This is a genomic window from Rhizobium mulingense (assembly GCF_029194105.1).
GTDB classification, from domain to species: Bacteria; Pseudomonadota; Alphaproteobacteria; order Rhizobiales; family Rhizobiaceae; genus Rhizobium; species Rhizobium mulingense.
In genome coordinates, this window is the sequence record NZ_JARFVE010000014.1 from 105,915 (window position 1) to 127,773 (window position 21,859).

Annotated in this window: 20 protein-coding genes, 2 pseudogenes and 1 riboswitch; of the genes and pseudogenes, 8 read left to right on the forward strand and 14 right to left on the reverse strand. The window is 61.5% G+C overall.

Annotated elements, in window-relative coordinates; genetic code table 11:
• The first annotated feature begins 59 nt into the window (after positions 1 to 59).
• Positions 60 to 620, forward strand: a complete 561-nt coding sequence (locus PYR71_RS26125) for a cysteine hydrolase family protein (protein WP_275621447.1) — start codon at positions 60 to 62, stop codon at positions 618 to 620.
• A 22-nt stretch (positions 621 to 642) separates the two neighbouring features.
• Here the strand turns inward: PYR71_RS26125 and PYR71_RS26130 are convergent, their stop codons facing one another.
• Both PYR71_RS26130 and PYR71_RS26135 read right to left on the reverse strand, forming a co-directional pair.
• Positions 643 to 1,161, reverse strand: coding sequence for a P-loop nucleotide/nucleoside kinase family protein (locus tag PYR71_RS26130; protein WP_275621448.1), 519 nt, complete (start codon positions 1,159 to 1,161; stop codon positions 643 to 645).
• A gap of 152 nt (positions 1,162 to 1,313) precedes the next feature.
• Positions 1,314 to 2,063: pseudogene (locus PYR71_RS26135) on the reverse strand (aminoacyl--tRNA ligase-related protein).
• Between the two features lie 368 nt (positions 2,064 to 2,431).
• Between PYR71_RS26135 and PYR71_RS26140 the strand changes: the two are divergent.
• Positions 2,432 to 3,301, forward strand: a complete 870-nt coding sequence (locus PYR71_RS26140; protein WP_275621449.1) for a D-alanyl-D-alanine carboxypeptidase family protein — start codon at positions 2,432 to 2,434, stop codon at positions 3,299 to 3,301.
• Between the two features lie 38 nt (positions 3,302 to 3,339).
• Here PYR71_RS26140 and PYR71_RS26145 read toward each other — a convergent pair.
• The 5 genes and pseudogenes from PYR71_RS26145 to PYR71_RS26165 form a co-directional block, all read right to left on the reverse strand.
• Positions 3,340 to 3,499 (reverse strand): annotated as a pseudogene (locus PYR71_RS26145) (sensor domain-containing diguanylate cyclase); the annotation flags it as partial.
• 76 nt (positions 3,500 to 3,575) lie between these two features.
• Complete coding sequence (locus PYR71_RS26150) at positions 3,576 to 4,187, reverse strand: ABC-type transport auxiliary lipoprotein family protein (protein ID WP_183913498.1); 612 nt, start codon at positions 4,185 to 4,187, stop codon at positions 3,576 to 3,578.
• A 25-nt stretch (positions 4,188 to 4,212) separates the two neighbouring features.
• The gene (locus PYR71_RS26155) at positions 4,213 to 5,583 is read right to left on the reverse strand and encodes an MlaD family protein (RefSeq protein WP_275621450.1); all 1,371 of its coding nucleotides are present in this window, start codon (positions 5,581 to 5,583) and stop codon (positions 4,213 to 4,215) included.
• Between the two features lie 9 nt (positions 5,584 to 5,592).
• A complete protein-coding gene (locus tag PYR71_RS26160; RefSeq protein ID WP_275621451.1) occupies positions 5,593 to 6,432 on the reverse strand; it encodes an ABC transporter ATP-binding protein in 840 nt (279 codons plus the stop codon).
• Position 6,433: 1 nt separating this feature from the next.
• Positions 6,434 to 7,603 carry an ABC transporter permease gene (locus PYR71_RS26165; protein ID WP_275621452.1) on the reverse strand — a complete coding sequence of 390 codons (1,170 nt, stop codon included), beginning with the start codon at positions 7,601 to 7,603 and terminating at the stop codon, positions 6,434 to 6,436.
• 98 nt (positions 7,604 to 7,701) lie between these two features.
• Between PYR71_RS26165 and dgcA the strand changes: the two genes are divergently transcribed.
• Complete coding sequence (gene dgcA / locus PYR71_RS26170; RefSeq protein WP_275621453.1) at positions 7,702 to 8,685, forward strand: N-acetyl-D-Glu racemase DgcA; 984 nt, start codon at positions 7,702 to 7,704, stop codon at positions 8,683 to 8,685.
• On the opposite strand, the gene PYR71_RS26175 is transcribed toward dgcA, so the two are convergent.
• On the reverse strand, positions 8,637 to 9,857 hold the full coding sequence (locus PYR71_RS26175; protein WP_275621454.1) for an MFS transporter: 1,221 nt from the start codon (positions 9,855 to 9,857) through the stop codon (positions 8,637 to 8,639). The genes dgcA and PYR71_RS26175 overlap by 49 nt on opposite strands.
• Positions 9,858 to 10,034: 177 nt before the next feature.
• Positions 10,035 to 10,844: a UDP-2,3-diacylglucosamine diphosphatase gene (locus PYR71_RS26180; protein WP_275621455.1), complete on the reverse strand. Its 810-nt coding sequence runs from the start codon at positions 10,842 to 10,844 to the stop codon at positions 10,035 to 10,037.
• 207 nt (positions 10,845 to 11,051) lie between these two features.
• On the opposite strand from PYR71_RS26180, the gene PYR71_RS26185 reads away from it, so the two are divergent.
• Complete coding sequence (locus PYR71_RS26185) at positions 11,052 to 11,801, forward strand: histidine phosphatase family protein (protein ID WP_275621456.1); 750 nt, start codon at positions 11,052 to 11,054, stop codon at positions 11,799 to 11,801.
• Between the two features lie 125 nt (positions 11,802 to 11,926).
• Here PYR71_RS26185 and PYR71_RS26190 read toward each other — a convergent pair whose 3' ends face one another.
• Complete coding sequence (locus tag PYR71_RS26190; RefSeq protein ID WP_275621457.1) at positions 11,927 to 13,363, reverse strand: FAD-binding oxidoreductase; 1,437 nt, start codon at positions 13,361 to 13,363, stop codon at positions 11,927 to 11,929.
• Between the two features lie 215 nt (positions 13,364 to 13,578).
• Positions 13,579 to 14,118 (reverse strand): GNAT family N-acetyltransferase, encoded by a 540-nt coding sequence (locus PYR71_RS26195; protein WP_275621458.1) that lies wholly within the window; start codon positions 14,116 to 14,118, stop codon positions 13,579 to 13,581.
• Between the two features lie 65 nt (positions 14,119 to 14,183).
• On the opposite strand from PYR71_RS26195, the gene PYR71_RS26200 reads away from it, so the two are divergent.
• Complete coding sequence (locus PYR71_RS26200; RefSeq protein WP_275621459.1) at positions 14,184 to 16,496, forward strand: NADP-dependent malic enzyme; 2,313 nt, start codon at positions 14,184 to 14,186, stop codon at positions 16,494 to 16,496.
• A gap of 29 nt (positions 16,497 to 16,525) precedes the next feature.
• Here PYR71_RS26200 and PYR71_RS26205 read toward each other — a convergent pair whose 3' ends face one another.
• Positions 16,526 to 17,059: a ribonuclease H family protein gene (locus PYR71_RS26205; RefSeq protein WP_275621460.1), complete on the reverse strand. Its 534-nt coding sequence runs from the start codon at positions 17,057 to 17,059 to the stop codon at positions 16,526 to 16,528.
• 165 nt (positions 17,060 to 17,224) lie between these two features.
• Between PYR71_RS26205 and PYR71_RS26210 the strand changes: the two genes are divergently transcribed.
• Both PYR71_RS26210 and PYR71_RS26215 read left to right on the forward strand, forming a co-directional pair.
• Positions 17,225 to 17,821, forward strand: coding sequence for a demethoxyubiquinone hydroxylase family protein (locus PYR71_RS26210; RefSeq protein ID WP_275621461.1), 597 nt, complete (start codon positions 17,225 to 17,227; stop codon positions 17,819 to 17,821).
• 203 nt (positions 17,822 to 18,024) lie between these two features.
• Positions 18,025 to 19,125 carry a DUF2865 domain-containing protein gene (locus PYR71_RS26215; protein ID WP_275621462.1) on the forward strand — a complete coding sequence of 367 codons (1,101 nt, stop codon included), beginning with the start codon at positions 18,025 to 18,027 and terminating at the stop codon, positions 19,123 to 19,125.
• Positions 19,126 to 19,131: 6 nt separating this feature from the next.
• On the opposite strand, the gene bluB is transcribed toward PYR71_RS26215, so the two are convergent.
• Complete coding sequence (bluB, locus tag PYR71_RS26220) at positions 19,132 to 19,821, reverse strand: 5,6-dimethylbenzimidazole synthase (RefSeq protein ID WP_275621463.1); 690 nt, start codon at positions 19,819 to 19,821, stop codon at positions 19,132 to 19,134.
• 42 nt (positions 19,822 to 19,863) lie between these two features.
• Positions 19,864 to 20,051, reverse strand: a riboswitch (cobalamin riboswitch).
• A 422-nt stretch (positions 20,052 to 20,473) separates the two neighbouring features.
• Here bluB and PYR71_RS26225 point away from each other — a divergent pair.
• The gene (locus tag PYR71_RS26225) at positions 20,474 to 21,541 is read left to right on the forward strand and encodes a 3-deoxy-7-phosphoheptulonate synthase (protein WP_275621464.1); all 1,068 of its coding nucleotides are present in this window, start codon (positions 20,474 to 20,476) and stop codon (positions 21,539 to 21,541) included.
• 49 nt (positions 21,542 to 21,590) lie between these two features.
• Here PYR71_RS26225 and PYR71_RS26230 read toward each other — a convergent pair whose 3' ends face one another.
• Positions 21,591 to 21,797: a hypothetical protein gene (locus PYR71_RS26230; RefSeq protein ID WP_275621465.1), complete on the reverse strand. Its 207-nt coding sequence runs from the start codon at positions 21,795 to 21,797 to the stop codon at positions 21,591 to 21,593.
• Positions 21,798 to 21,859: the final 62 nt, after the last annotated feature.

Here is a 21,859-nt window from a genome sequence, read left to right on the forward strand (position 1 = left end):
GGCGGCCTTCACTTATGATGCCGCCAATATCTGCTCCCTATTCCCGGAACCGCGAGCGAATGACCAAGGCCCTGCTGATCATCGACGTGCAGAATGCAATTCTCTTTGGGAAGGCCACGCCCGAGCGGCAGTCTCGGGTCGATTCTGCGCTGGATGAGACCGTCGCTCGGCTTGCATCGCTTCAGGAAAAGGCGCGACAGGCCGGCGCGCCGGTCGTGCTGGTGCAGCATGACGGCGACAACGGCCATCGATTGGCCGTCGGCACGCCCGGATGGGAACTACGCCAGGAGATTGCGCCGAGACAAGGCGAGGTCGTCGTTCGCAAGCAAAGCGCCGACTCCTTCTTCGAGACCGATCTTGCCGAACGCCTGAACGAACGGGAGGTCACGCACCTCGTGATCGGCGGCTGCATGTCGCAATTCTGCGTCGACACGACCGTCAGGCGCGCCGTTTCCCTCGGCTATGACGTGACGCTGGTGGCGGACGGCCACACCACAGGCGATACGGCGACCCTCACCTTCTCCGAAATTGTCGCCCATCACAACGAAACGCTTGACGGGTTCGACGCGGGCAAGGCGGCGGTAGAAATCCGCCCCGCGGCCGACATCGCCTTTTCATAAAGCATCGGAAGCAACAGCCGAATCAAATCGGAAGCAGGCGCTCGGTCCTCAGCTTGACGATCAGGGCCTCAACAATCTCTGGCACATCCCTCGCAGCCGTATCGACAATAATCGGTGTCTCCCCCCAGTCGTCGTATATTCGCTCGACGACTTCCTGCCACGTCGGTTTGACCAGACCTTCCACATCCGTTTTCCGCGTCTCGACCCGGCGGCGATGTTCGGTCTTGTCGGAACAGATCACCTCGACCTCGGCCGCGATCACGCCGGAGCGTGCAGCGACCGCCAGCCAGGCCTCGCGTGTTATTGTCAACGGGTTGACCGAATCGGCAATCACTATCCTACCGAGCGTCAGATTATCCTCCGCAATGCCGTAGGCGACAACATAACCCGCCGGGCCGATGTCATTGGAAGGGTCAGCCGACGCTCTGATCGCCTGCTCGATCGTATCGACCCTCACATGTATGGCTCCGAGCCGTCTCGCGAGAGCGCGCGCTATCGTCGTCTTTCCACTACCCGGCAAGCCGCCGAAGATCACCAGCATGGTCTCTCACCCGTTTTCGAATATGCGGCAGCGAAGCCGGACCGACTTGTCCGGCTTCGTCCCATCCCTTCCTTTTAGAGGAGATGTATGGCAACACAAGCAGAAGTAGTCATCCGCAGCAACCGGGGCCATCCGGTCCGGGTTTCCGTCTTTTACCGATCGGCTGCTATGCCCCAATTGTAAACGCACCGATCGAGACCGATGGCAATTTCCAGCACGAGGATATCGTGGTCGATGGCAGCTCCGTTCTTTGGCTGCGATCGGTAACGCTGCGGAAAGTCCGTGCGGCGCGAGATCGAGCAGACCTCCATCCACTTGTCGCCATTGTCGACCTCGATATCCATCGTCACCTCGGAATAGGCCGGCAGCCGGTCGGAGAGCACGACCCGCGTCGGAAGATGGATCAGCGAGCCGATCATGCGGCGCACCGGTTCGAGGCAGGCGGCGTGATAATCATTGCCGCTGTCGGCGGTGAAGGCGCATTGGAATTCGAGCTGCCAGAACTCCTTCAGCCGCATATGTTTTGTTGGCTGCTCCTGCTCGCGGCGATAGGACCGGCCTGCCTGCCAGACGCAGAGCGGCAGCCGCGTCTTCGAATGGTTTGCGAGAATATGCTGTATCTAGGCATAGGTCGACGACGTGGTCTCCGGCCTCAGCACGAGCGCAGTGTCGCCGCCGGAAAGCTGTTCCTGGACCCAGATATCGGCATTCGTATAGGCGTTCGAAACCAGCGACCGCGGCATCAGCGCCGGCGCCTCGACCCTTCGCACATCCCAGGCTGGATTGACCGATCTGAGAAAGCTGCGGACCTCTTGCGAGAAGAAGTCAATCATATGATCGCGCAGATGGATCTGGCGCTCTTCCCAATGGGCGAGCGAATTGACTTGATAAATATTGAGCACGGTGCCTGTCTCCCTGGCAACCTTGATTGACGTGGTGAGGGGCTTTACGTCCAGCAGCGCGCCGGACGCCCGTAGCGCCCCGACGTCACAGCAGGACGCGAAGACCTCGTCCGCCGAAAGCGCGCGCGATCGCAGCCTGCGGGCAGGTGCTGATTTCGCAGAAAAAAAGCGCGCTCTTCATGCTCATGATGAATTTTCTACGTGCCGTCAGCGCCCTTGTCAAAACCGAAGACGGCAGCGCAAAAGCAATCCGCTGTGGATAGGACCTTTTTATTGCCGCCTGTCCTTCATTTCGTCACAAACTTTCTTGATCGGCTTGCGTTTAGCCAGCAGCTCACCCGACCGTCCAAAGACAGAGACAGTAACCGATGACCAAGACGACCTCCCGCCTCCGTGCCACCGCGCTCTCGTCCGCCTTGCTGATGGGAGCGTTCGCCCAGTCTGAGGCCGGCCAGGCAAGTTTCGTCGTCGATGCGCAGTCAGGTCAGGTCCTTGAAGCCTACAATCAGGACGATCTGAACTATCCGGCGTCATTGACCAAAATGATGACGCTCTATCTTGCTTTCGAGGCTTTGCATGAGGGACGCCTCACATGGGAACAGAAGCTCACCATGTCGGAAAATGCCGAAAGCAAGGAGCCCTTCAAGCTTGCCGTCGGCGTCGGCCGTCAGGTGACGCTGCGTGAAGCAGTCGAAAGCATCGTCGTACTGTCTGCCAACGACTCCGCCGTTGCGATCGCCGAACAGCTCGGCGGCTCGGAACAGGCTTTCGCCAAAGCGATGACCGACAAGGCGCACCAGCTTGGCATGAAGGACACGGTCTTCAAGAATGCCTCGGGCCTTCCCGACCCGGAGCAGGTCACCACGGCACGTGATATGGCGACCCTCGGCGTCTCGTTGATGCGGGACTTCCCCGAGGAGTTTAAACTCTTTTCCATGCGCGGCTTCCAGTTCCGAGGCATGAAACTGCGCGGCCACAACAACCTGATGTATCGCTATGACGGCGTCGACGGCATCAAGACCGGCTATACCGACGCATCCGGCTATAATGTCGTGACGTCGGCGCTGAAGGGTGGCCGCCGCGTGGTTGGCGTCGTCATGGGCGAAAAAACTGCAGGCCTGCGTGACGACAAGATGGCTGGCCTGCTGGACAGCACCCTGTCGTCAACCGCCACGGCGTACACCACACCGGGCGGCCGGCCCGGAGCGACGATGACGGATGCGCAGCCGACGAAATAGGCCAATCCATTTGAACGCCACTTGAGGTGTTGCCGGTCTTACGCAATCACCCTTCGTTCGAAGCCTTCTCCTTTGATGGCAAGGACGAATTCCGAAGGAATGCCTTTCGTATTGGATATCGAAATGCCGGCGCTCAGCGCCGATGGATTTGACGGTGCAGTCGATGGTCGAACGCCGATCATTGAACAGGAGCCGGCCCTCCGCGCCCGTCGCCGAGCGTAGATTGCCACCGCCTTGAGAACCGCGTCTCCCGCAGCGCCCGCCAAACGCCATCTCAGATTAAACGCAGCGTCCAGCTGACAATCTCGGAAACGACCGTGGAAAAGGCGCGGTCGAGAGCCTTTACGAAGCCAACATTGTCCCCGCCGGCCGGCGCCGTGGCGCGGAACACCTTCTGGGCGCGCACCGAACCGTTGCGGTCGTTGAGGAGCTTGACGGAGATTTCGACCACTGCCTGGTTGCCGCTCGACGCATCGATCTCGAAGGAGCGGATGTCGGTGACGACCTGGTAGTCGATCGCCAGCCCCTGCCCCGGCAAGCCGACGCCGCCGAGCTTGCCCGAATTTTCGAAGGCCTCGACCAGTTTCGACTGCACGATGCGCGGCAGCTTGTCGCCCCACTGGGCTCGTGAAAGATATTGGATCTCCGAAGGCGAGACGCGGATGACGATCTGCTCGCTGTCGAGCGACCTTAGCGCCGTCGGGCCGGCAATCAGGATCTGGCGGGATTTGGCCGCGGGTCCGTCGCCGTCGACGGCACCCGCCAGGTCATAGGTATCGTTCTTCGCAGCGGTGCCGCACCCGGAAAGAATCAGCGCCGTCAGCGGCAGCGCGATCACCGTTCCCCTGATCCATGAACGGCGCGACAACAGATGCGATGCGACCATATTAGGCTACCCCTGACTTACCCTGTTAGCGCCGCGTCCGGCCGTCATACTGCTTGACCGTGTCCCCACCGAAGATCAGGCGTTGCGGATTGCGGTCGAAGTTGGTGATCGTCTCGTTCAGATTGTTCACTGTCCCGCGCATGTCGTTGACGAGAGTCTGCACGTCGCGCAAGCCGCCGCTCGAGAATTTCTGCAGATTGTCGGCGATCGGCCCGATTCGCGCATTAAGATTGTCGGCGACCTTCTTGAAGGATTCCAGCGTTTCGCGCGCTTGCGCGAACATCGATTGCGTATTGTCGGTCCCGAGCAACGCATCGACCTTGATGAGAATGCCGTCGATGCGGGTCGAGGCTGAATTCAGCTTGTTGGCCAGCTGCGATACGTCCTGGATCGTCTGGTCGATATCTTTCTGGCGTCCCGAAACCGTGTTGGCGACATCGCGGATCGAGGCGACGGCAGCGCGGGCATCCTTGGTCGCCTGCGAGATGTCGTCGACCGACCCTTTGAGCTTGGCTGGATCGATCTGGGCGACGAGTACATCGACGCGGTCGAGTGTGTCCTGCGCCTGCTTGCCGAAATCGTTGAACGTGGTGGCCGTCTCATCGAACTTCTGGATCGCGCCCCTGAGATCGCCCGAGGCATCGGCAACGTTGGCCGTGATCCTTTCGGCATTCGAGACGATGTGGTCGATCTTCTGGGCGTCGACCGCCTTGACCAGCGATTCCACAGCTTGAAGCGTCGAATCGACCCGGCCCGAAACCGCCTTCACCGTATCGGAGAGCTCGCCGACGCTTTGCAGGAAGGCGTCGATATTGTCGGAATTCTTGGCAAGCGCATCCGAGAAGGTCTCGGCATTCTTGAAGGTCTGGGTCAGAGGAGCGCGCGAATCCTCGATGAAACCCTGGAGCTCGCCAACGGCGTCGTTGGCACGGTCGAGGATCTTGTCAGCAGTGGCGAGAAGATTGGTGACGCTCGACTGGTCGGCGATGATGACGGCGCGCTTGTTATTCTCGATCGCATGTTTGAGGATGCTCTCCTCACCCTTGCGGCCGCCCGACAGTTCGATATAGGCGGCCCCGGTGAGTCCCTGGATTTCAAGGGCGGCCTTGGTCGAGGGATAGATCGGCGCATCGGTGCGCACCTGGGTGAAAGCCAGCGAATATTGCGGATCGTCGGCATCGATCGACAATGTCTGCACCGAGCCGATCTGGATGCCGTTGAATCGCACCGGCGAGCCGACGCTGAGGCCGTTCGCCGAACCGGGAATCCGCACGATCAGTTCGGTCATCGGGCCGCCGCGGCCATATTCGGCCATCCAGTAGACGAAGCCGAAGGCCGCCGCGATCACCAGCACCGTGAAAAAACCGACAATTGTATAATTGGCTTTGGTTTCCATTTTATCCGGTCACTTCCCGCTGCTGCCGTGGCGTGCGCCTTCGTCCTGCGGCACGATCGACCGCGCCCGCTTACCTTTGAAATAGGCCTGTACCCACGGATCGTCATAGGCCAGCATGTCGTCGATCGTGCCTTCCACCATTACCCGCTTCTTTCCGAGCACGGCAATACGGTCGCAGACCGAAAACAGGCTGTCGAGATCGTGCGTCACCATATACACGGTCAGTCCCAGGCTATCGCGCAGATTGGCGATCAGTTCGTCGAATTCGGCCGCCCCGATCGGATCGAGACCTGAGGTCGGTTCGTCCAGGAAGACGAGTTCAGGATCGAGCGCCAGGGCGCGTGCAAGGGCGGCGCGCTTGATCATGCCGCCTGATAGTTCGGACGGGTATTTGTCGGCGGCATCGGCCGCGAGCCCCACCATGCGGATCTTCAGATGCGCCAGTTCATCCATCAGCGAGCGCGGCAGGTCGAGATATTCGCGCATCGGCACCTGGATATTTTCCTTGACCGTAAGCGACGAGAACAATGCACCTTGCTGGAACAGCACGCCGAGCCGCATGTCGAGCGCGTTGCGCTGCGGCTCGTCGAGTTCGTCGAAGTCCTGACCGAAGATCTTGATCGTGCCCGAGCGGCGCGGCAGTAGCCTCAGCACCGTGCGCATCAGCACCGATTTGCCGGTTCCCGACGCGCCGACGAATCCAAGGATTTCGCCGCGATAGATATCGAGGTTGAGATTGTCGAGCACCACTTTCGAGCCAAACCCGACGGTGACGTCGCGCGCCGAAAGCACGACATCCCTGCCCTGTCCTTCGCTTTCGATCGCTTGCTCGTTCACGCGGTCCGCCATGCTAGAAGTTGATCGCTGCATAAAACATCGCAAAAAGCCCGTCCATCAGGATAACGACGAAAATCGCCTTCACGACAGAGGCCGTCACGTGCTGGCCGAGTGATTCGGCGCTGCCGCCGACCTTCAGCCCTTCGACGGCGGCGACGATACCGATGACGAGCGCCATGAACGGCGCCTTGATCATGCCGGACAGGACGGTCGACAGTGTCACCGCCTCGTGCAGGCGCGCCAGGAAGTTGGCGAAGGTGATGCCGGAATAGCCCCACGCGACGGCCGCCGCGCCGGCAAGCGAGGCGAAATTCGCCAAGACCGTCAGCAGCGGCAGCGCGATGGTCAGCGCCACCAGCCGCGGGAAGATCAGCACGCCGATCGGATTCAGGCCCATCACCTTCAGCGCGTCGATCTCCTCGCGCATCTTCATCGAGCCAATTTCGGCGGTGATCGCGCTGCCGGAACGGCCGGCGATCATGATCGAGGTCAGCAGCACCCCGATTTCGCGCAATTGCAGGATGCCGACGAGATCGACGACGAAAACCTCCGCGCCGAAGTAGCGCAGCTGGAAGGCGCCCTGCTGCGCGATGATCGCCCCGATCAGGAATGACATCAGCAGGATAATCGGAACGGCGCGAACGCCCATATGATCGATCTGATTGACGATCGAAGCCGGCGAAACGCCGCTGCCGCGGCCGAACTTCATCTGCGCGCCGCGCACCGCCGAGCCGAGGATATACATGGCGGCGGCGAGATTGTCCCAGACGTCGTAGGTCATTTTGCCGATCGGCGCGAGGATGCGCGCGGCGACGGAAACCTTCTCCCTCGTCTCCGGCTCCGGTTTGCCCGGCTCCTCGGAAAACATCGCCAGCATTTCGTCGATATGCGGATTGGTGCCTTGGAAGCGGACCGTCCGCCCGGCCGCGTCCGCTTCCTTTTTCAGCCGGCACAGCAGCCAGATGCCCGCCGTATCGATATCGGTGATCTCAGACAGATCGACCGTCAGGTTACCGGACTTCTGGTGCAGGAGCTTTTCGAAATCGCGCAGCACAAGATGCACATAGGCGCTGCGCCAGTTGCCGCTCAGACGCACATGCTGTCCCGAACCATCGGACTGGTCGTCCACGGCAAGCGAGGCAGCGTTGCGATTCTCGGCGTTCAAGATACTTGTGTCTTTCAAGGCTTACAGCGACAGTGCCGACTCGCGAAGCGGTTCGTCGCCCGGCGCGTCAATATACAGAAGCAACGTGCAATTTCCATGCTCGCAGGACAGCAATAATGCCGCGCATCCTTGATATCCAGATGAATTCCTTTCCGATTGCCGGAACCTTCACCATCGCGCGGGGCGCAAAGACGCAGGCCGAGGTCATCACCTGCACGCTGACGGACGAAGGGGCTGAGGGGCATGGCGAATGTGTGCCCTATCGCCGCTACGGCGAAACGATGGAGAGTGTTCTTGCTCAGATCGAAGCCGCGCGTCCGCTGATTGAGGCAGGCATCTCGCGACGCGACCTGCTGTCGGCGATGCCGCCCGGCGCTGCCCGCAACGCCGTCGATTGCGCCCTCTGGCATCTGGAAGCGAAACAGACGGGCCAAAGCGTCGCGTCTCGACTGGGCATTGCCGATCCGAAACCGCTGACGACAGCCTATACCATCTCGCTCGGCGAACCGGAGGTGATGGCGGCCCAGGCGCGCGAACATGCCGGCCGCGCCCTGCTGAAGGTCAAGGTCGGCACTGGCGACGATGAAAGCCGCATCCGCGCCGTCCGCGCGGCCGCGCCCGAGGCCGCAATCATCCTCGATGCCAATGAAGGCTGGCCGGAAGCGGTGCTGGAGCGTCACCTCAACATCGCCGCGGAGGCGGGCGTGACGCTCGTCGAGCAGCCGCTGCCGGCCGGCCGCGACGCCTTGCTTGCCGAGATCCACCGCCCGCTCCTCGTCTGCGCCGACGAGAGCGTCCACCATACCGGCGACCTCGCAAGCCTTGCCGACCGCTATGACGCGATCAACATCAAGCTCGACAAGGCAGGTGGCTTCACCGAAGCCCTGGCGATGAAGACGGAAGCCGAGCGGATCGGCTTCGCCATCATGATCGGCTGCATGGTCGGCACCTCGCTTGCCATGGCGCCGGCGGTGCTGCTCGCCCAGAATGCCGATTTCGTCGATCTCGACGGTCCGCTGCTGCTCGCCCGGGACCGCGAGCCCGGCCTGCGCTACGTTGCTTCTCTGGTTTTTCCGCCCGAAAGCAGCCTCTGGGGCTGAAGGTAATAGGCCGAGATGACGAGGCCGAGGCCACAGAGCGCGACCAGCGCCATGACGTAAAAGCTGACGACGCCGAGTAAGGCATAGAGATAACCTGCTGCGATGGTCATCAGGGCCATCGCCATGCCGACATAGAAGAAATAGGCGCCTTGGGCCGAGGCTTCCTGCGTCTCCTGCACCGTCGCCACGATTCGCCGCTGCACGCCGGTATGCACGAAGGCGTAGGTAAAGCCGTGGAAGCATTGCAGCAGGAAGAAACCGGCGAGGCCCGTGTTCATGGGAAAAAGGATCCAGCGGCAGACGCTGACGGCGCAGCCGAAGCGGATCAGCGTCCAGGCATTGAAGCGCCGGTTGAGACGCTTTGACAGGAAGAATACCGTCACCTCCGAAGCGACACCGGCGCTCCAGAGCAGACCGACCTCAGCGCCGGAAAAGCCCAGCTGATGCCAGTAGATCGACGAGAAAGCGTTGAGCACGGCATGGCTTGACTGCTGGATGGCGACGCCGATCAGGAGCAGCAGCAGTTGCGGCTCGCGCAGGCCGCTGCCGGTGGCGGCGGGAATGTTGATCGGCTGGCCACGCCGCCGCGTCGGCCCGATGCGCGGACAAAAGATCGCCATGACGACAGTCATGGTAAAGCCGAACACCATCACCGGCAGCACCATCTCGCCGCCCCACCGGCTGATCAACTGGCCGCCGCCGAGCGTCGACACGATGAAGGCGATCGAGCCCCAGACGCGCATCGACCCGTAATCGAGCCCCCAGCGGCGCACGCCGGAGATGACGATCGATTCGACGACCGGCAGATAGGGCGCGAAGGTGGCCCCCTGCAGCGTATAGACGATCGTCACCGGCCAGAAACTCGTCGTCCAGTAGAGCGCGATCGCCGTCAGCAGCGACAGGCCGCCCGACCAGAGCAGCACATCGGCACGTTCCTTCAAGCGGTCGGCGATCATGGCGACGATGGGCGCCACCAGCACGCGGACCACCATGGGTAAGGCAAGGATGATGCCGATCTCATGGTCGCTGAAACTGTGGGTCGCGAGCCAGATGGGGAAGAACGGCAGAACGATGCCGTTGACCAGCAGCGGCGCACAATAGGAAAGCGCGCTGAGCAGCCGGAAGCGCGGCGGCGCTCCCTCACTCGTCGGGGAATGTTGAACGGGAATCATGGGGGGACCTGAAGGAAACTGACGTTGTCCTAACACGCCATCCCGGATGCGACTATTGCGAGAAATAGCCCTCCTGAAACGTTTTAGAAAATAAATAGGGCTTGTCGCCTGACGGTAACGGCTAAATTCCTGGAAAGTACTGGCGCGGGTGGGCCGGCAGGAATAAGTCAGCCGAAATCAAGCAGCCTGGGGTGCCAACTCTGCCTCGTTCCACTCGACCGCGGTCAGCGCCGGCACGGTGCTGGCGAGCGTCCGCCAGGTGATCAATTCGAACGTGCCGTCCTCGTGCTCGGCGACCGCCGTGCAGCTTTCCACCCAATCGCCGGTATTGATGTAGCGGATGCCTTCCATGTCCTGGATGATCGCGTGGTGGATATGGCCGCAGATCACCCCGTCGGCACCGCTCTTGCGCGCCTCTTCGGCGACGACGCGCTCGAATTCGCCGATGAAATTGACGGCATGCTTGACCTGCAGCTTGGCCCAGGCCGAGAAAGACCAGTAGGGCATGCCGAGGCGGCGGCGCACGGCCGCCAGCAGGATGTTGATGCGGATGGCCGTATCGTAGGCCCAGTCCCCGAGATAGGCGAGCAGGCGGGCATTGCGAACAACGACGTCGAATTCGTCGCCATGCAGGATCAGGTATTTCTTGCCATCGGCGCCGTCATGCATCATCCGCTCGACGACCTCGATGCCGCCGAAGTGCATGCCCGGGAAATCGCGCAGGAACTCGTCGTGATTGCCGGGGATATAGACGACGCGCGTGCCCTTGCGCGCCTTGCGCAAGAGCTTCTGGACGACGTCATTGCAGACCTGCGGCCAATACCAACTGCGCTTCAGCCGCCAGCCGTCGACGATGTCGCCGACGAGAACGATCGTATCCGCCTCGTGGTAGCGCAGGAAATCCAGCAGGAAGTCGGCCTTCGCGGCCTTCGAGCCGAGATGGACATCGGAAATGAAGAGCGTGCGGAAATGTCTGGGTTCCATCATGTCTATCACGAGCTACGGCTCATGCCCCATCTTTCATATAGCCCTCCAAAACCAGACTCGTGTTTCAGGAAGATGACAGGCTGGGGAAAAGCCCAGCAAAGCCCTGCTGGCGGGACGCTCGCCGCACGGCGCAGCGACAATCTTGCCCTGTCTGTTGTGCGCGTTCATGATGATGGCGATTCCAGATCCGACACTGCGGGATGTCTGATGCGTCTCTTTCTCGTTCGCCACGGCGAATCCCTCGGCAACATCGACGAACGGGCCTACCGCCAGTTCGGCGATCACAACGTGCCGCTGACGCAATGGGGCTACCGGCAGGCGCTGGAGGCCGGCGGTATGATCGCCGCCTATCTGCAGGCCGTGCCGAGTTCCGGTCTCGGCAAGCTGCACATCTGGTACTCGCCATTCCTGAGGACGCGGCAGAGCAAGGACGCCGTGCTCGAAGCCCTGCCGGCAAGCGTCGTCGGCGATATCAGGGAGGATTATCTGCTGCGCGAGCAGGATTTCGGTCTCTTCACCGAAATTTACGACCACGCCGAACGGAAACAGAAGTTTCCCGAGGAATTCGAAAAATGGGCGAGGCTGCGCAGCAATAGCGGCAAATTCTACGCACGGCCGCCGGATGGCGAGAGCCGTGCGGACGTGGCCCAGCGGGTGCGCCTGTTCCTCCAGACGGTCATGCGAGACGCCGAAAATGACGATCACAACGTCGTCATCGTCGGCCACGGCGTCACCAATCGGGCGGTCGAAATGAACTTCCTGCGCCACACTGTCGAATGGTTCGAGCGCTCCGACAATCCCGGAAATGCCGACATCACGCTGATCGAGGGCACGCGCTCGCAAGGCTACGCGTCGATCCTGCTGCACCGTGCGGCCGACCGGTTGCCTGGACAAGAAGGCGAGCTGCGCGATGTCCATGGTGCCGACGTGACGCTCGCGCCGAGGCTTGGTGGCTAGTCAGCTGAGTGGAAAGACGAGGCTCGGATCCATTTCATCGTTCCGATGTCTGCTCCACCTGGCGCGCACGACTTAGTCCCTCCCCCTTGTCGGGAAGGGTTTTGACAGTCGCCGAGCGATATCAATCAGGCGGCCCTCACAGCCATCGGCTTCACATTCTGGTTCATGCGGAACAGATTATTCGGATCGTAGCGCAGCTTGATTTCAGCGAGACGCGCGTAATTGGCGCCATAAGCCATCTCGACCCGATCCGTCTCATCCTCCGGCATGAAGTTGATATAAGCGGTACCGACAGCATGTGGCTTGGTTGCCTCGAAGAGTTCGCGCGCCCAGCCGATGCATCTTGCATCCATTCCGGTTTCCCGCCAGCGCGCATGCACGTTCATGACGAAATGCGAACTGCGCTGCGGAAATGCGGTGGCTTCTGTGGGAATACGGCCGGCGGCACCGCCGACATGGCCGATGAATATTTCGCATTCCGGCCCCGGCAGCTTGCCCACGGCGTTGAGCAGGACGTCGATCGCCGCATCCGAGAGGGAGACGAAATCCTGGCTCTTCCAGTAATTACGCGCGCCAGGTGTCAGAAGCGGATCGAATGCCTGCTGCCAGCCGGTAAACGGCACCGGACCGACGACATCGGCAATCGGTTTTCCGATCGCCCGCAATCTGGCCGTCGCCTTTTCCCCCGCGGCGATATCTCCGCAATAGCACATGGCGAGCACCACGATCTCCTTGCCGTGCCATTCGGCCGGAAGGAACGGCAGCGGCGGCGCCTGGCGCATCACCACCCAGCAGGTCAGTTCATCGGGTGCCTCGTCCAGCGCCCGCCGATATTCCTGCAGCACCTTCTCCGCATCGGCGAAAGGATGCACGACCAATCCGGCGAGTACTTCGGAATGGAGCGGGTTGAGCTGGAATTCGAAGGAGGTGACGACGCCGAAATTGCCGCCGCCGCCACGCAGCGCCCAGAAGAGATCCGGTCTTTCCGTCTCACTCGCTTTGACCAGCTCGCCATCGGCCGTCACGACATCCACCGAAACCAGATTATCGAGCGTCAGCCCGAACTTACGGGTGAGCCAGCCGAAACCACCGCCGAGCGTCAGGCCGGCGATCCCGGTCGTCGAATTGATGCCGGTCGGCAGCACCAGCCCGAAGGCCAGCGTTTCCTTGTCTATGTCACCAAGTGTGGCACCCGGTTCGATTCTCGCGCGGCGTATCTCGGGATCCACCCGCACGGATTTCATCGGCGAGAGATCTATGACGACACCGCCTTCGCAGACGGCGTTTCCAGCAATGCCGTGCCCACCGCCACGCACCGAAACGAGCAGATTATTGTCGCGCGCAAACCGTACCGCACGCACGACATCGGCAGCACCCGCGCAGCGCGCGATGAGGCCTGGCCGGCGGTCAATCATCGCATTCCAGATCGCCCGAGCCTCATTGTAATCCGTATCCTTGCTGGTCAGGAGATTGCCGCGAAATCCGGCAGCAAACGCGTCCATGGCCGCGTCATTGACCATCGTCTGCCCCTTTTGCAGGGTCATGAGGTTCAAATTGTCCATGATTTCCTCCATGCGACCGGCGCCCCGCACCGTCGCGGCCGGCATTTTGCGCTTGCTGCAGCCGTCAGACAAGTTTTCCAAAAGGATTAGCTCTCGACTGGCACAAGAGGAGAGAAGCGACTCTCATTGAATTTACATTCGGTGCGAGCGCTGCCGAAGGGCCAATCTTTGTGTGGCGGCCACGCACCATTCGCCCATGTGGGGATCGCGTGTCCTCACTCGCCGGAGAACACTTTCTTCAGGAAGAACCGGCGAGGCGTCTGCTCGTCCCCTTCAAGTTCACCAAACTGCTCGAAACCAAGTTTGAGATAGAAGGGTTTGGCCTGAAAATCGAACGTATCGAGAAAGATGCCGACATATGCGCGCTCACGCGCTATGCGCTCCGCCTCATTCATCAGTTTCGTGCCGAAACCCTTCCCTCTAAGCGCGGAGGGGACAATTACGTATTTGATGAAAAGCCAATTGTATTCATCCACCGCATAGAGACCCCCGATGATTTCGGACGTGTTTGGATCTTTGAGGACGATGCCGAGGTGGGGCCGGTCGATCACATGCGCGGTATGAAGAGCATTAAAGTCCAACAGCAATGCGAGGACTTTGTTTAGCTCTTCGTCGGTAGGCTCGGCGGCTAGGATTTCGAAAACGGGCAGCATCTCTGCAGGATGAGGCACGGGCTGTGCAGTGTCCAGCCTGCAACCGAGCCCATGCCGCCTCTCGCTCGGCCGACGAAAACTTCTCCCATCCCCCATTTCCATACTGTCGCCCGTATCCGATTGATGTATGGAGGGAACTCCAGAAAAAGACGTGCACGGAGGCGGCAATGGATCACCAGGATAAATCCGAGATGGACAAGAACCTGACGAGCGGCGATCTCGACGAGCAGGCGCTCTTCTTCCACCGCTACCCCCGCCCCGGCAAGCTGGAGATCCAGGCGACCAAGCCGCTCGGCAACCAGCGCGATCTAGCGCTCGCCTATTCGCCTGGCGTTGCCGCCCCTTGCCTTGCCATCCGCGACAATCCTGAAATGGCGGCCGAATATACTTCGCGCGCCAATCTCGTCGCCGTCATCTCCAACGGCACCGCCGTGCTCGGCCTCGGCAATATCGGCCCGCTGGCTTCGAAGCCGGTCATGGAGGGCAAAGCCGTGCTGTTCAAGAAGTTCGCCGGCATCGACGTCTTCGACATCGAGATCGACGCGGCGAGCGTCGACCAGATGGTCTCGACCGTCAGCTCGCTGGAGCCGACCTTTGGCGGCATCAATCTCGAGGACATCAAGGCGCCGGAATGCTTCGAGGTCGAGCGGCGCCTGCGCGAAAAGATGAAGATCCCGGTCTTCCACGACGACCAGCACGGCACGGCAATCATCGTCGCCGCGGCGATCCTGAACGGGCTCGAACTTGCCGGCAAGGCGATCGAGAACGTCAAGATCGTCGCATCCGGCGCGGGTGCCGCCGCTCTTGCCTGCTTGAACCTGCTGGTAACCCTCGGCGCCAAGCGCGAAAACATCTGGGTCCATGACCTCGAAGGCCTCGTCTATCAGGGCCGCACCGAGTTGATGGACGAGTGGAAGGCCGTCTACGCCCAGCAGAGCGACACGCGTACACTGGCTGAAAACATCGGCGGCGCCGATGTGTTCCTCGGGCTGTCGGCCGCCGGCGTGCTGAAGCCGGAACTGCTGGCACAGATGGCCGACAAGCCGCTGATCATGGCGCTCGCCAATCCAACGCCGGAGATCATGCCGGATCTCGCCCGCGCGGCCCGTCCGGATGCGATGATCTGCACCGGCCGCTCGGATTTCGCCAATCAGGTCAACAACGTCCTCTGCTTCCCCTATATCTTCCGCGGCGCGCTCGATTGCGGCGCCGAGACGATCAATGAGGAAATGAAGATGGCGGCCGTGCGTGCCATCGCAGCACTCGCCCGCGAAGAGCCGTCCGATGTCGCCGCCCGCGCCTATTCCGGCGAGACCCCGGTCTTCGGCCCGGATTACCTGATCCCCTCGCCCTTCGATCCGCGCCTCATCCTGCGCATCGCGCCGGCCGTCGCCAAAGCTGCCGAACAGAGCGGCGTCGCCCGCCGCCCGATCCAGGATTTCGACGCCTATTTCGATCAGCTGAACCGCTTCGTCTTCCGCTCCGGCTTCGTCATGAAGCCGATCTTCACCGCGGCCAAGGCCGCCGAGCGCAAGCGTGTCATCTTCTCCGAAGGCGAAGACGAGCGCGTGCTGCGCGCCGCCCAGGTGCTGCTTGAGGAAGGCCTGGCCAAACCGATCCTCATCGGCCGTCCGCAGGTCATCGAGACGCGCCTCAAGCGCTACGGCCTGCGCATTCGCCCGCTGCAGGATTTCGAGGTCATCAATCCGGAAGACGACCCGCGCTTCCGCGAATATGTCGATCTCTATTTCTCGCTCGTCGGCCGCCGCGGCGTCATTCCGGAAGCCGCCCGCACCATCGTGCGCACCAACACGACAGTCATCGGCGCGCTGGCGTTGAGGCGCGGCGAGGCCGATGCGCTGATCTGCGGCCTGGAAGGCCGCTATGAAAAGCATCTGCGCGATGTGCGCCAGATCATCGGCAAGCGTCCGAACGTGCGTGATTTCTCCGCGCTCAGCCTGATGATCTCGCAGCGCGGCGCCACCTTCTTCACCGATACCTATGTCACCTTCAATCCGAGCGCCGAAGAGATTGCCGAGGCGACGGTGCTGGCGGCCGAGGAAATCCGCCGTTTCGGCATCACCCCGCGCGCTGCCCTCGTCTCGCATTCCAACTTCGGCTCGCGCGAATCCGAAAGCGCCACCAAGATGCGCAATGCCCTGCAGCTGGTGCGCGACGCCGCGCCCGATCTCGAGGTCGACGGCGAAATGCACGGTGAAAGCGCCATCACCGAAGCCCTGCGCAAGCGCGTCATGCCGCACACGACGCTGCACGACGAGGCGAACCTGCTGGTCTTCCCGAACCTCGACGCCGCCAACATCACCCTCGGCGTGGTCAAATCGATGACCGATGGACTGCATGTCGGCCCGATCCTGCTCGGCGCCGCCATGCCCGCCCATATCCTCGCGCCCTCCGTCACCTCCCGCGGCGTCGTCAACATGGCGGCATTGGCCGTCGTCGAGGCATCGCAGCCGGCATAAGCCGGCTGCTCGCAACCCGGCGAGAAATATCAGACAGCCCGGATCGACAGGCGCCCTTGATCCGCGAGCGCATCGGCGCGTTCGTTGCCGGCAATGCCGGAATGGCCTTTGCACCAGGTAACGGTCACCAGGGCGTTCTGCGATAGTTGAAAATCGACTGCCTTCCACAGTTCCGCATTGTCGATCGTTCGCCTTCGAGCACTTCCATTCGGGCTGCTTTTCTTCCAGCCGTTGCTTTTCCAGATATGTCGCCGGCTGTTGCAGCCTTTGACGGCATAGACGGAATCGGACCAGATGGTCGCAGCTTCGCCGGCTGCTTCGCTATTGATCCAGATGGCGGCCTTCAGGACGGCGGTCAATTCCATTGAATTGTTGGCCGACTCCCGGACGCCACCGAATCCGGAGGCGATTTCCACCGCATCGCGATAGGCCACAAATGCCCAGCCGCCGTGCTGGGAACCGGGTTCGTAACAACCGTCCACGAAGATGTGTAGGCCGTGTTGAGGTTCGCGCATCCCGCCGGTTGTTGCAGGCGAGTGGCGTTCGCTGAAGATGCCTATCATTCTCGCCCCGCCCTCGCCTTTGCTGCGCCGCCCAGACCGGCGCGAATTGCGACGGTCTGCACGCCGCCTGAAGCGGAATGCACCTCGTCGATTGTGTCGACCATTGACGATAGTAGCGGCAGTGGTGCCTATTGCCGAGGGGTGAACTATGGGGCAGCGTCGATCATGGACAATCCGTTGAGCAATGCCGGTAGGCGCGATCGAAGCGTAACCGTTCGTCGTATTCTCAAGGTCAATCATGCTGGCGAATTCGGCGCAATTCGCATCTATGGCGCACAGATCTGGATGGCCCGTAGGCTGTTTCCCGACATCATTCCCGCACTCCGCGAAATGCGAGACGACGAGATCAAGCATTGCCGCCTGTTTCGCGACGCAATGCCGTCCAGGAAGGCCAGGCCATGCCGCGTCATGGCATTCTGGAGCCTCGGCGGTTACCTGCTCGGTTTCCTGACAGCCCTCGGTGGACGTAATATGGTCTGGATCTGTACCGAGGCGGTCGAAAGCACCGTTCACCGTCACCTTGAGGATCAATTGGCTTTTCTGGAGGCCGGTGACTCCGAGCTTCATGGCCTTATAGCCTCCATTCAAGAGGAAGAATTGGCTCATCTCAGGGAGGCCGAGAAAAACCAGACAGCACGCGGAATGAGCCACACACTGCTCCTGCCCGTCGTCGCCGCACTCACCGATCTGATGATCTGGCTGTCGACATGGGGAGACTCAAGCTGGATGCGTGCCGAAATGGCCCGCTCGAAGCAGACCTGACAGTCCGCGACCGGATCTGTCCGCGAGCGACTTCTGGCGCGACGCGGTCCATCCGGGGAATCGCCGGCCTCTGCTGGATAAGATCGCGAAAATACGCTAAGAATTTCTCTGAGCTTATTAAGAGAAACACGCTAAGAGGAAACGCGCGACGAAGTGACGTCGCACTCGACCCATCGACCGTTTGCTCATTCCGGGACGACGCCGTGAAACGCCGAAACCTGTCTCTTGCGCTTCTCCTTGCCTTCGCGACGCCCGTCGCCGCGCAGGCGAGTGCCATCTGCGATGACCTGCGCGGCCGCCTGGCCGACCTGCCGCGATCGATCGGCAACGGCAATGGCCCGGAAGCGCGCCAGTTTGCCGGTGCCATAGCCGAGCAGAACCTCGAGCTGCGCAAGGTCCGCAACGACCTGCGCAGCTACGGCTGCACCTCGGGCAGCATGGTGGTGATCGGCGGCGAGAATGCCGATTATTGTGACGAGCTCTCGCAGGCTGAAGCGCGGATGATCGATAATATCCGGTATCTCCAGGATCGTCGCGCCGAACTGCGCAGCCAGGGCGGCGGTGATGACGGCGGGCGCCGCGAACTGATGGCTGCTCTTGAGCGCAATGGCTGCAACAGCGAGAATTTCTACGCCCCGTCCGAGCGCAGCGCCAACGACCTTGCCCCGAGCATCGAGGAACAGGCGATGCGCGCCGACACCTTCATTCCGCTCGGCGGCGGTGAAGAGGTTGACCCGCGTTACGGCCTGCCGAGGACCGAGATGCTTTCGCCGGTCAGCACCATCTGCGTGCGCAGTTGCGACGGCGGCTTCTTCCCGATCAGCTCGAACGCCACCTCGGTCGATTTCGGCCGGGATGCTGAGACCTGCGCCAAGATGTGTCCGGGCATCGAGACCGAGCTTTTCTATCGAGACGTGAGGAGCACCGAAGCCTCGAACATGATTTCGGTGGCAACCGGCACGCCCTACAGCGCCATGCAGAACGCCTTCGCCTACAAGAACCGCGCGCCCGGCGAGAAAAATGCCTGCGCCTGCAATCTCACCGCCTATTACGAAGAGATGCGCGGCAAGCAGGCCGTGAGCGAACCGCCGCAGCAGGGATCGATCACCACGATCCGCACCAATCCGCCGGCGAAAGATACCGCGGCTGCGCCAACGGCACCCCAGCCGTCAGTCCCGGAGCGTCCCTATGACCCTGCGCAAAACAAGGTCCGGCAGGTCGGACCGCAGTTTCTGGCGGGCGACCAGGGTTCGATCGATCTTGCCAACCCGGCAACACCGGGCCCGCAGCCGCAACAGCAGTGACCGCTGCTACGGCTCGCTCCGTCCCCAACCATCGTGGAAGACGAGCTCGTCGAGCGGCAGCCGCTGCCGCCAGCCTTTGACGGAGAGTTCCGGCTCGTCGTAAAGCCCGTCGACGAAGCCGGCGCAGAGCCAGGCGACCACCTCGATATGATCGGGTATGCCGAGAATGGTTTTCAGCTCACCTTCGCGAAAGATGCTGACCCAGCCAATGCCGATTCCTTCGGCGCGCGCCGCGAGCCAGAGGTTCTGGATGGCGCAGACCGTCGAATAGGAATCCATCCGTGGATTGTGCGTGCGGCCCAGAACGACGCTGCCGCTGCGCGTGGGATCGCAGGTCACGCATATGCCGAGCGGCGCCTCGACGATGCCTTCGAGCTTGAGGGAGCGGTATGCCTGCCGCCGCTCGCCATCGAACATCAGTGCCGCCTCCTCATTCGCCCTGAGGAAGGCATCCCTTACCCGCGCCCGTACGGCTTCGCTTTTCACCAGGATGAAGTTCCACGGCTGCATGAAGCCGACGGAGGGGGCGTGATGGGCGGCGGTCAGAAGCCGCGCCACGACGTCATCCGGCAACGGATCGGGCCGGAATTGGCTGCGCACGTCGCGTCGCGTCATGATCGCGTGATACACGGCCTCGCGTTCGGCGAGAGAAAAACCGGATGCCGCTGAAACGGCATCCTCATCAAAGGGTCGCATCGTCAAATCCCCAACAACGCAACCGCCCGCCGTCCGCGCGGGTTGGGTCTATCATGCCAGGCCGGTCTTCTGACTTGGCGTCACCCACCTGCCGCGGCCTTCCCGGCAAAAGCCAGTGGCGTGATGAAGCGGCAGACGTCGGCCTTACAGCGTTGGGCACGTTCCGGCCTTGCACCGGATTCCCGATTCTCCCGCCCTCAAGAGCGGGCACCTGACAAAGCATCTATTTCAGGAAAGCGACGCGGCAGCAAGCACCGGCCCGTGCGCGAGCGAAACAAACTGCGTGTGCCCTCGATCCCATTCTACTTGGTGATTTATTCACACATCAAATACACACTATTTTCGCGCGTTTAGGGTTTGCCGTGAGCCTCGGGCGACATACTTTAAGCCAGCCTCCCGCAGAAGCGATTGCCGCCCTCCGGGATGTCCGATTTCAGGCAGAAAATTCTGCGTGACAACAGGCAACCGCGACGCTACATACGCCTAATGTCGACGACTTCAATCCAGGCCTCGCGATTTTATTGGTACCGCTGCTCCCAGCGGATGCGGGTCCATGCGTAACTGAAGTCGACGCGACGACAACCCGAACAGCCGCTAGTCTACCTGGCGGCTTTTTTATTTCCGCACGGTATGACCAAACAGGAGCCACACCGTGTCCGATACCATCGACGATCTGCGTATCCTCGAGATCACCCCGCTGACCAAACCCGCAGATATCATCGCGGAAATCCCCCGAACCGCTGCCGTCAGCGAGACGGTAACCAGCAACCGTCATGCGATCCATAAGATTCTGGAGGGAGACGACGACCGCCTGATTGTCGTCATCGGTCCCTGCTCCATCCACGATCCTGCTGCGGCGCGCGAATATGCCGAGCGGTTGGTGCAACAGCGGCAGCGCTTCTCCGGTGATCTCGAAATCGTCATGCGCGTCTATTTCGAAAAGCCCCGCACCACCGTCGGCTGGAAGGGTCTGATGAATGATCCGCATCTCGACGGCAGCTACCGCATCGAGGAAGGGCTGCGGATTGCCAGGCGCCTGCTGCTCGACGTCAATGCGATGGGCCTGCCCGCCGGCGTCGAATTCCTCGAGACGATCACGCCGCAATACATTGCCGACCTCGTCAGCTGGGGCGCAATCGGCGCGCGGACGACCGAAAGCCAGATCCATCGCCAGCTCGCCTCCGGCCTCTCCTGCCCGATCGGCTTCAAGAACGGCACGGATGGCGGCGCACGCGTCCCGCTCGATGCCATTCTCGCCGCCTCGCAGCCGCATCACTTCCCCGCAGTCACCAAGGACGGGCACGCTGCCATCGCCTCAACAAAGGGCAACGAGGACTGCCACATCATCCTGCGCGGCGGCAAGCGCCCGAATTATGAGGCGGCCGATGTCCAGGCGGTGGTCAGCGAAGCCGTCAAGCTCGGTGTTCTCCCGCGCATCCTTATCGACGCCAGCCATGCCAACAGCAACAAGGACCCGATGAACCAGCCGCATGTGGTCAAGGACGTCGCCGGACAGATCGCCGCCGGCAACCGCCACATCAAGGGCATGATGATCGAGAGCAACCTCGTCGCCGGCCGTCAGGATCTCGTGCCCGGCAAGCCGCTGGTCTACGGCCAATCCATCACCGACGGCTGCATCGACTGGGATATGTCGGTCGACGTGCTCGATAATCTGGCCCACGCCGTCCGCGATCGTCGCAAGGCCGCCGTCGCGGCCTGAGCGGCACTATCAAGCGCGGCGGGCAGATATCCCGCCGCCCATTCACAGGTCAATCTTCGTCCAAAAGATGCAGGCCCTCATCGGTCCAGAAGCCGCCCCATGGTTCCGGTTTGACCAGGCCATAGGAAGCCAGCACTTCGACCGCGTCTTCGCCGGCGCTCATGGACTTGTGAACCAGCCCGTTTCGATCATCATCCATATACTGAACACACATGGAGGCCAGAGCCTTAAGGATCGCTCTTTCTTCAGGTGTCATTGAAATTAAACTTCCTAACTCGGTCAAAACTTGAGACGGTGATTGTTAAAGTACAATCTCGC

Coding starts and splice junctions, on each gene's coding strand:
- PYR71_RS26185 (WP_275621456.1), top strand. CDS start 11,052: ATGCGTCTCTTTCTCGTTCGCCACGGCGAATCCCTCGGCAACATCGAC.
- PYR71_RS26130 (WP_275621448.1), bottom strand. CDS start 1,161: ATGCTGGTGATCTTCGGCGGCTTGCCGGGTAGTGGAAAGACGACGATA.
- bluB (WP_275621463.1), bottom strand. CDS start 19,821: ATGCGACCCTTTGATGAGGATGCCGTTTCAGCGGCATCCGGTTTTTCT.
- PYR71_RS26140 (WP_275621449.1), top strand. CDS start 2,432: ATGACCAAGACGACCTCCCGCCTCCGTGCCACCGCGCTCTCGTCCGCC.
- PYR71_RS26150 (WP_183913498.1), bottom strand. CDS start 4,187: ATGGTCGCATCGCATCTGTTGTCGCGCCGTTCATGGATCAGGGGAACG.
- PYR71_RS26160 (WP_275621451.1), bottom strand. CDS start 6,432: ATGGCGGACCGCGTGAACGAGCAAGCGATCGAAAGCGAAGGACAGGGC.
- PYR71_RS26205 (WP_275621460.1), bottom strand. CDS start 17,059: ATGATAGGCATCTTCAGCGAACGCCACTCGCCTGCAACAACCGGCGGG.
- PYR71_RS26175 (WP_275621454.1), bottom strand. CDS start 9,857: ATGATTCCCGTTCAACATTCCCCGACGAGTGAGGGAGCGCCGCCGCGC.
- PYR71_RS26125 (WP_275621447.1), top strand. CDS start 60: ATGACCAAGGCCCTGCTGATCATCGACGTGCAGAATGCAATTCTCTTT.
- PYR71_RS26200 (WP_275621459.1), top strand. CDS start 14,184: ATGGATCACCAGGATAAATCCGAGATGGACAAGAACCTGACGAGCGGC.
- PYR71_RS26195 (WP_275621458.1), bottom strand. CDS start 14,118: ATGGAAATGGGGGATGGGAGAAGTTTTCGTCGGCCGAGCGAGAGGCGG.
- PYR71_RS26230 (WP_275621465.1), bottom strand. CDS start 21,797: ATGACACCTGAAGAAAGAGCGATCCTTAAGGCTCTGGCCTCCATGTGT.
- PYR71_RS26155 (WP_275621450.1), bottom strand. CDS start 5,583: ATGGAAACCAAAGCCAATTATACAATTGTCGGTTTTTTCACGGTGCTG.
- dgcA (WP_275621453.1), top strand. CDS start 7,702: ATGCCGCGCATCCTTGATATCCAGATGAATTCCTTTCCGATTGCCGGA.
- PYR71_RS26180 (WP_275621455.1), bottom strand. CDS start 10,844: ATGATGGAACCCAGACATTTCCGCACGCTCTTCATTTCCGATGTCCAT.
- PYR71_RS26210 (WP_275621461.1), top strand. CDS start 17,225: ATGGACAATCCGTTGAGCAATGCCGGTAGGCGCGATCGAAGCGTAACC.
- PYR71_RS26190 (WP_275621457.1), bottom strand. CDS start 13,363: ATGGACAATTTGAACCTCATGACCCTGCAAAAGGGGCAGACGATGGTC.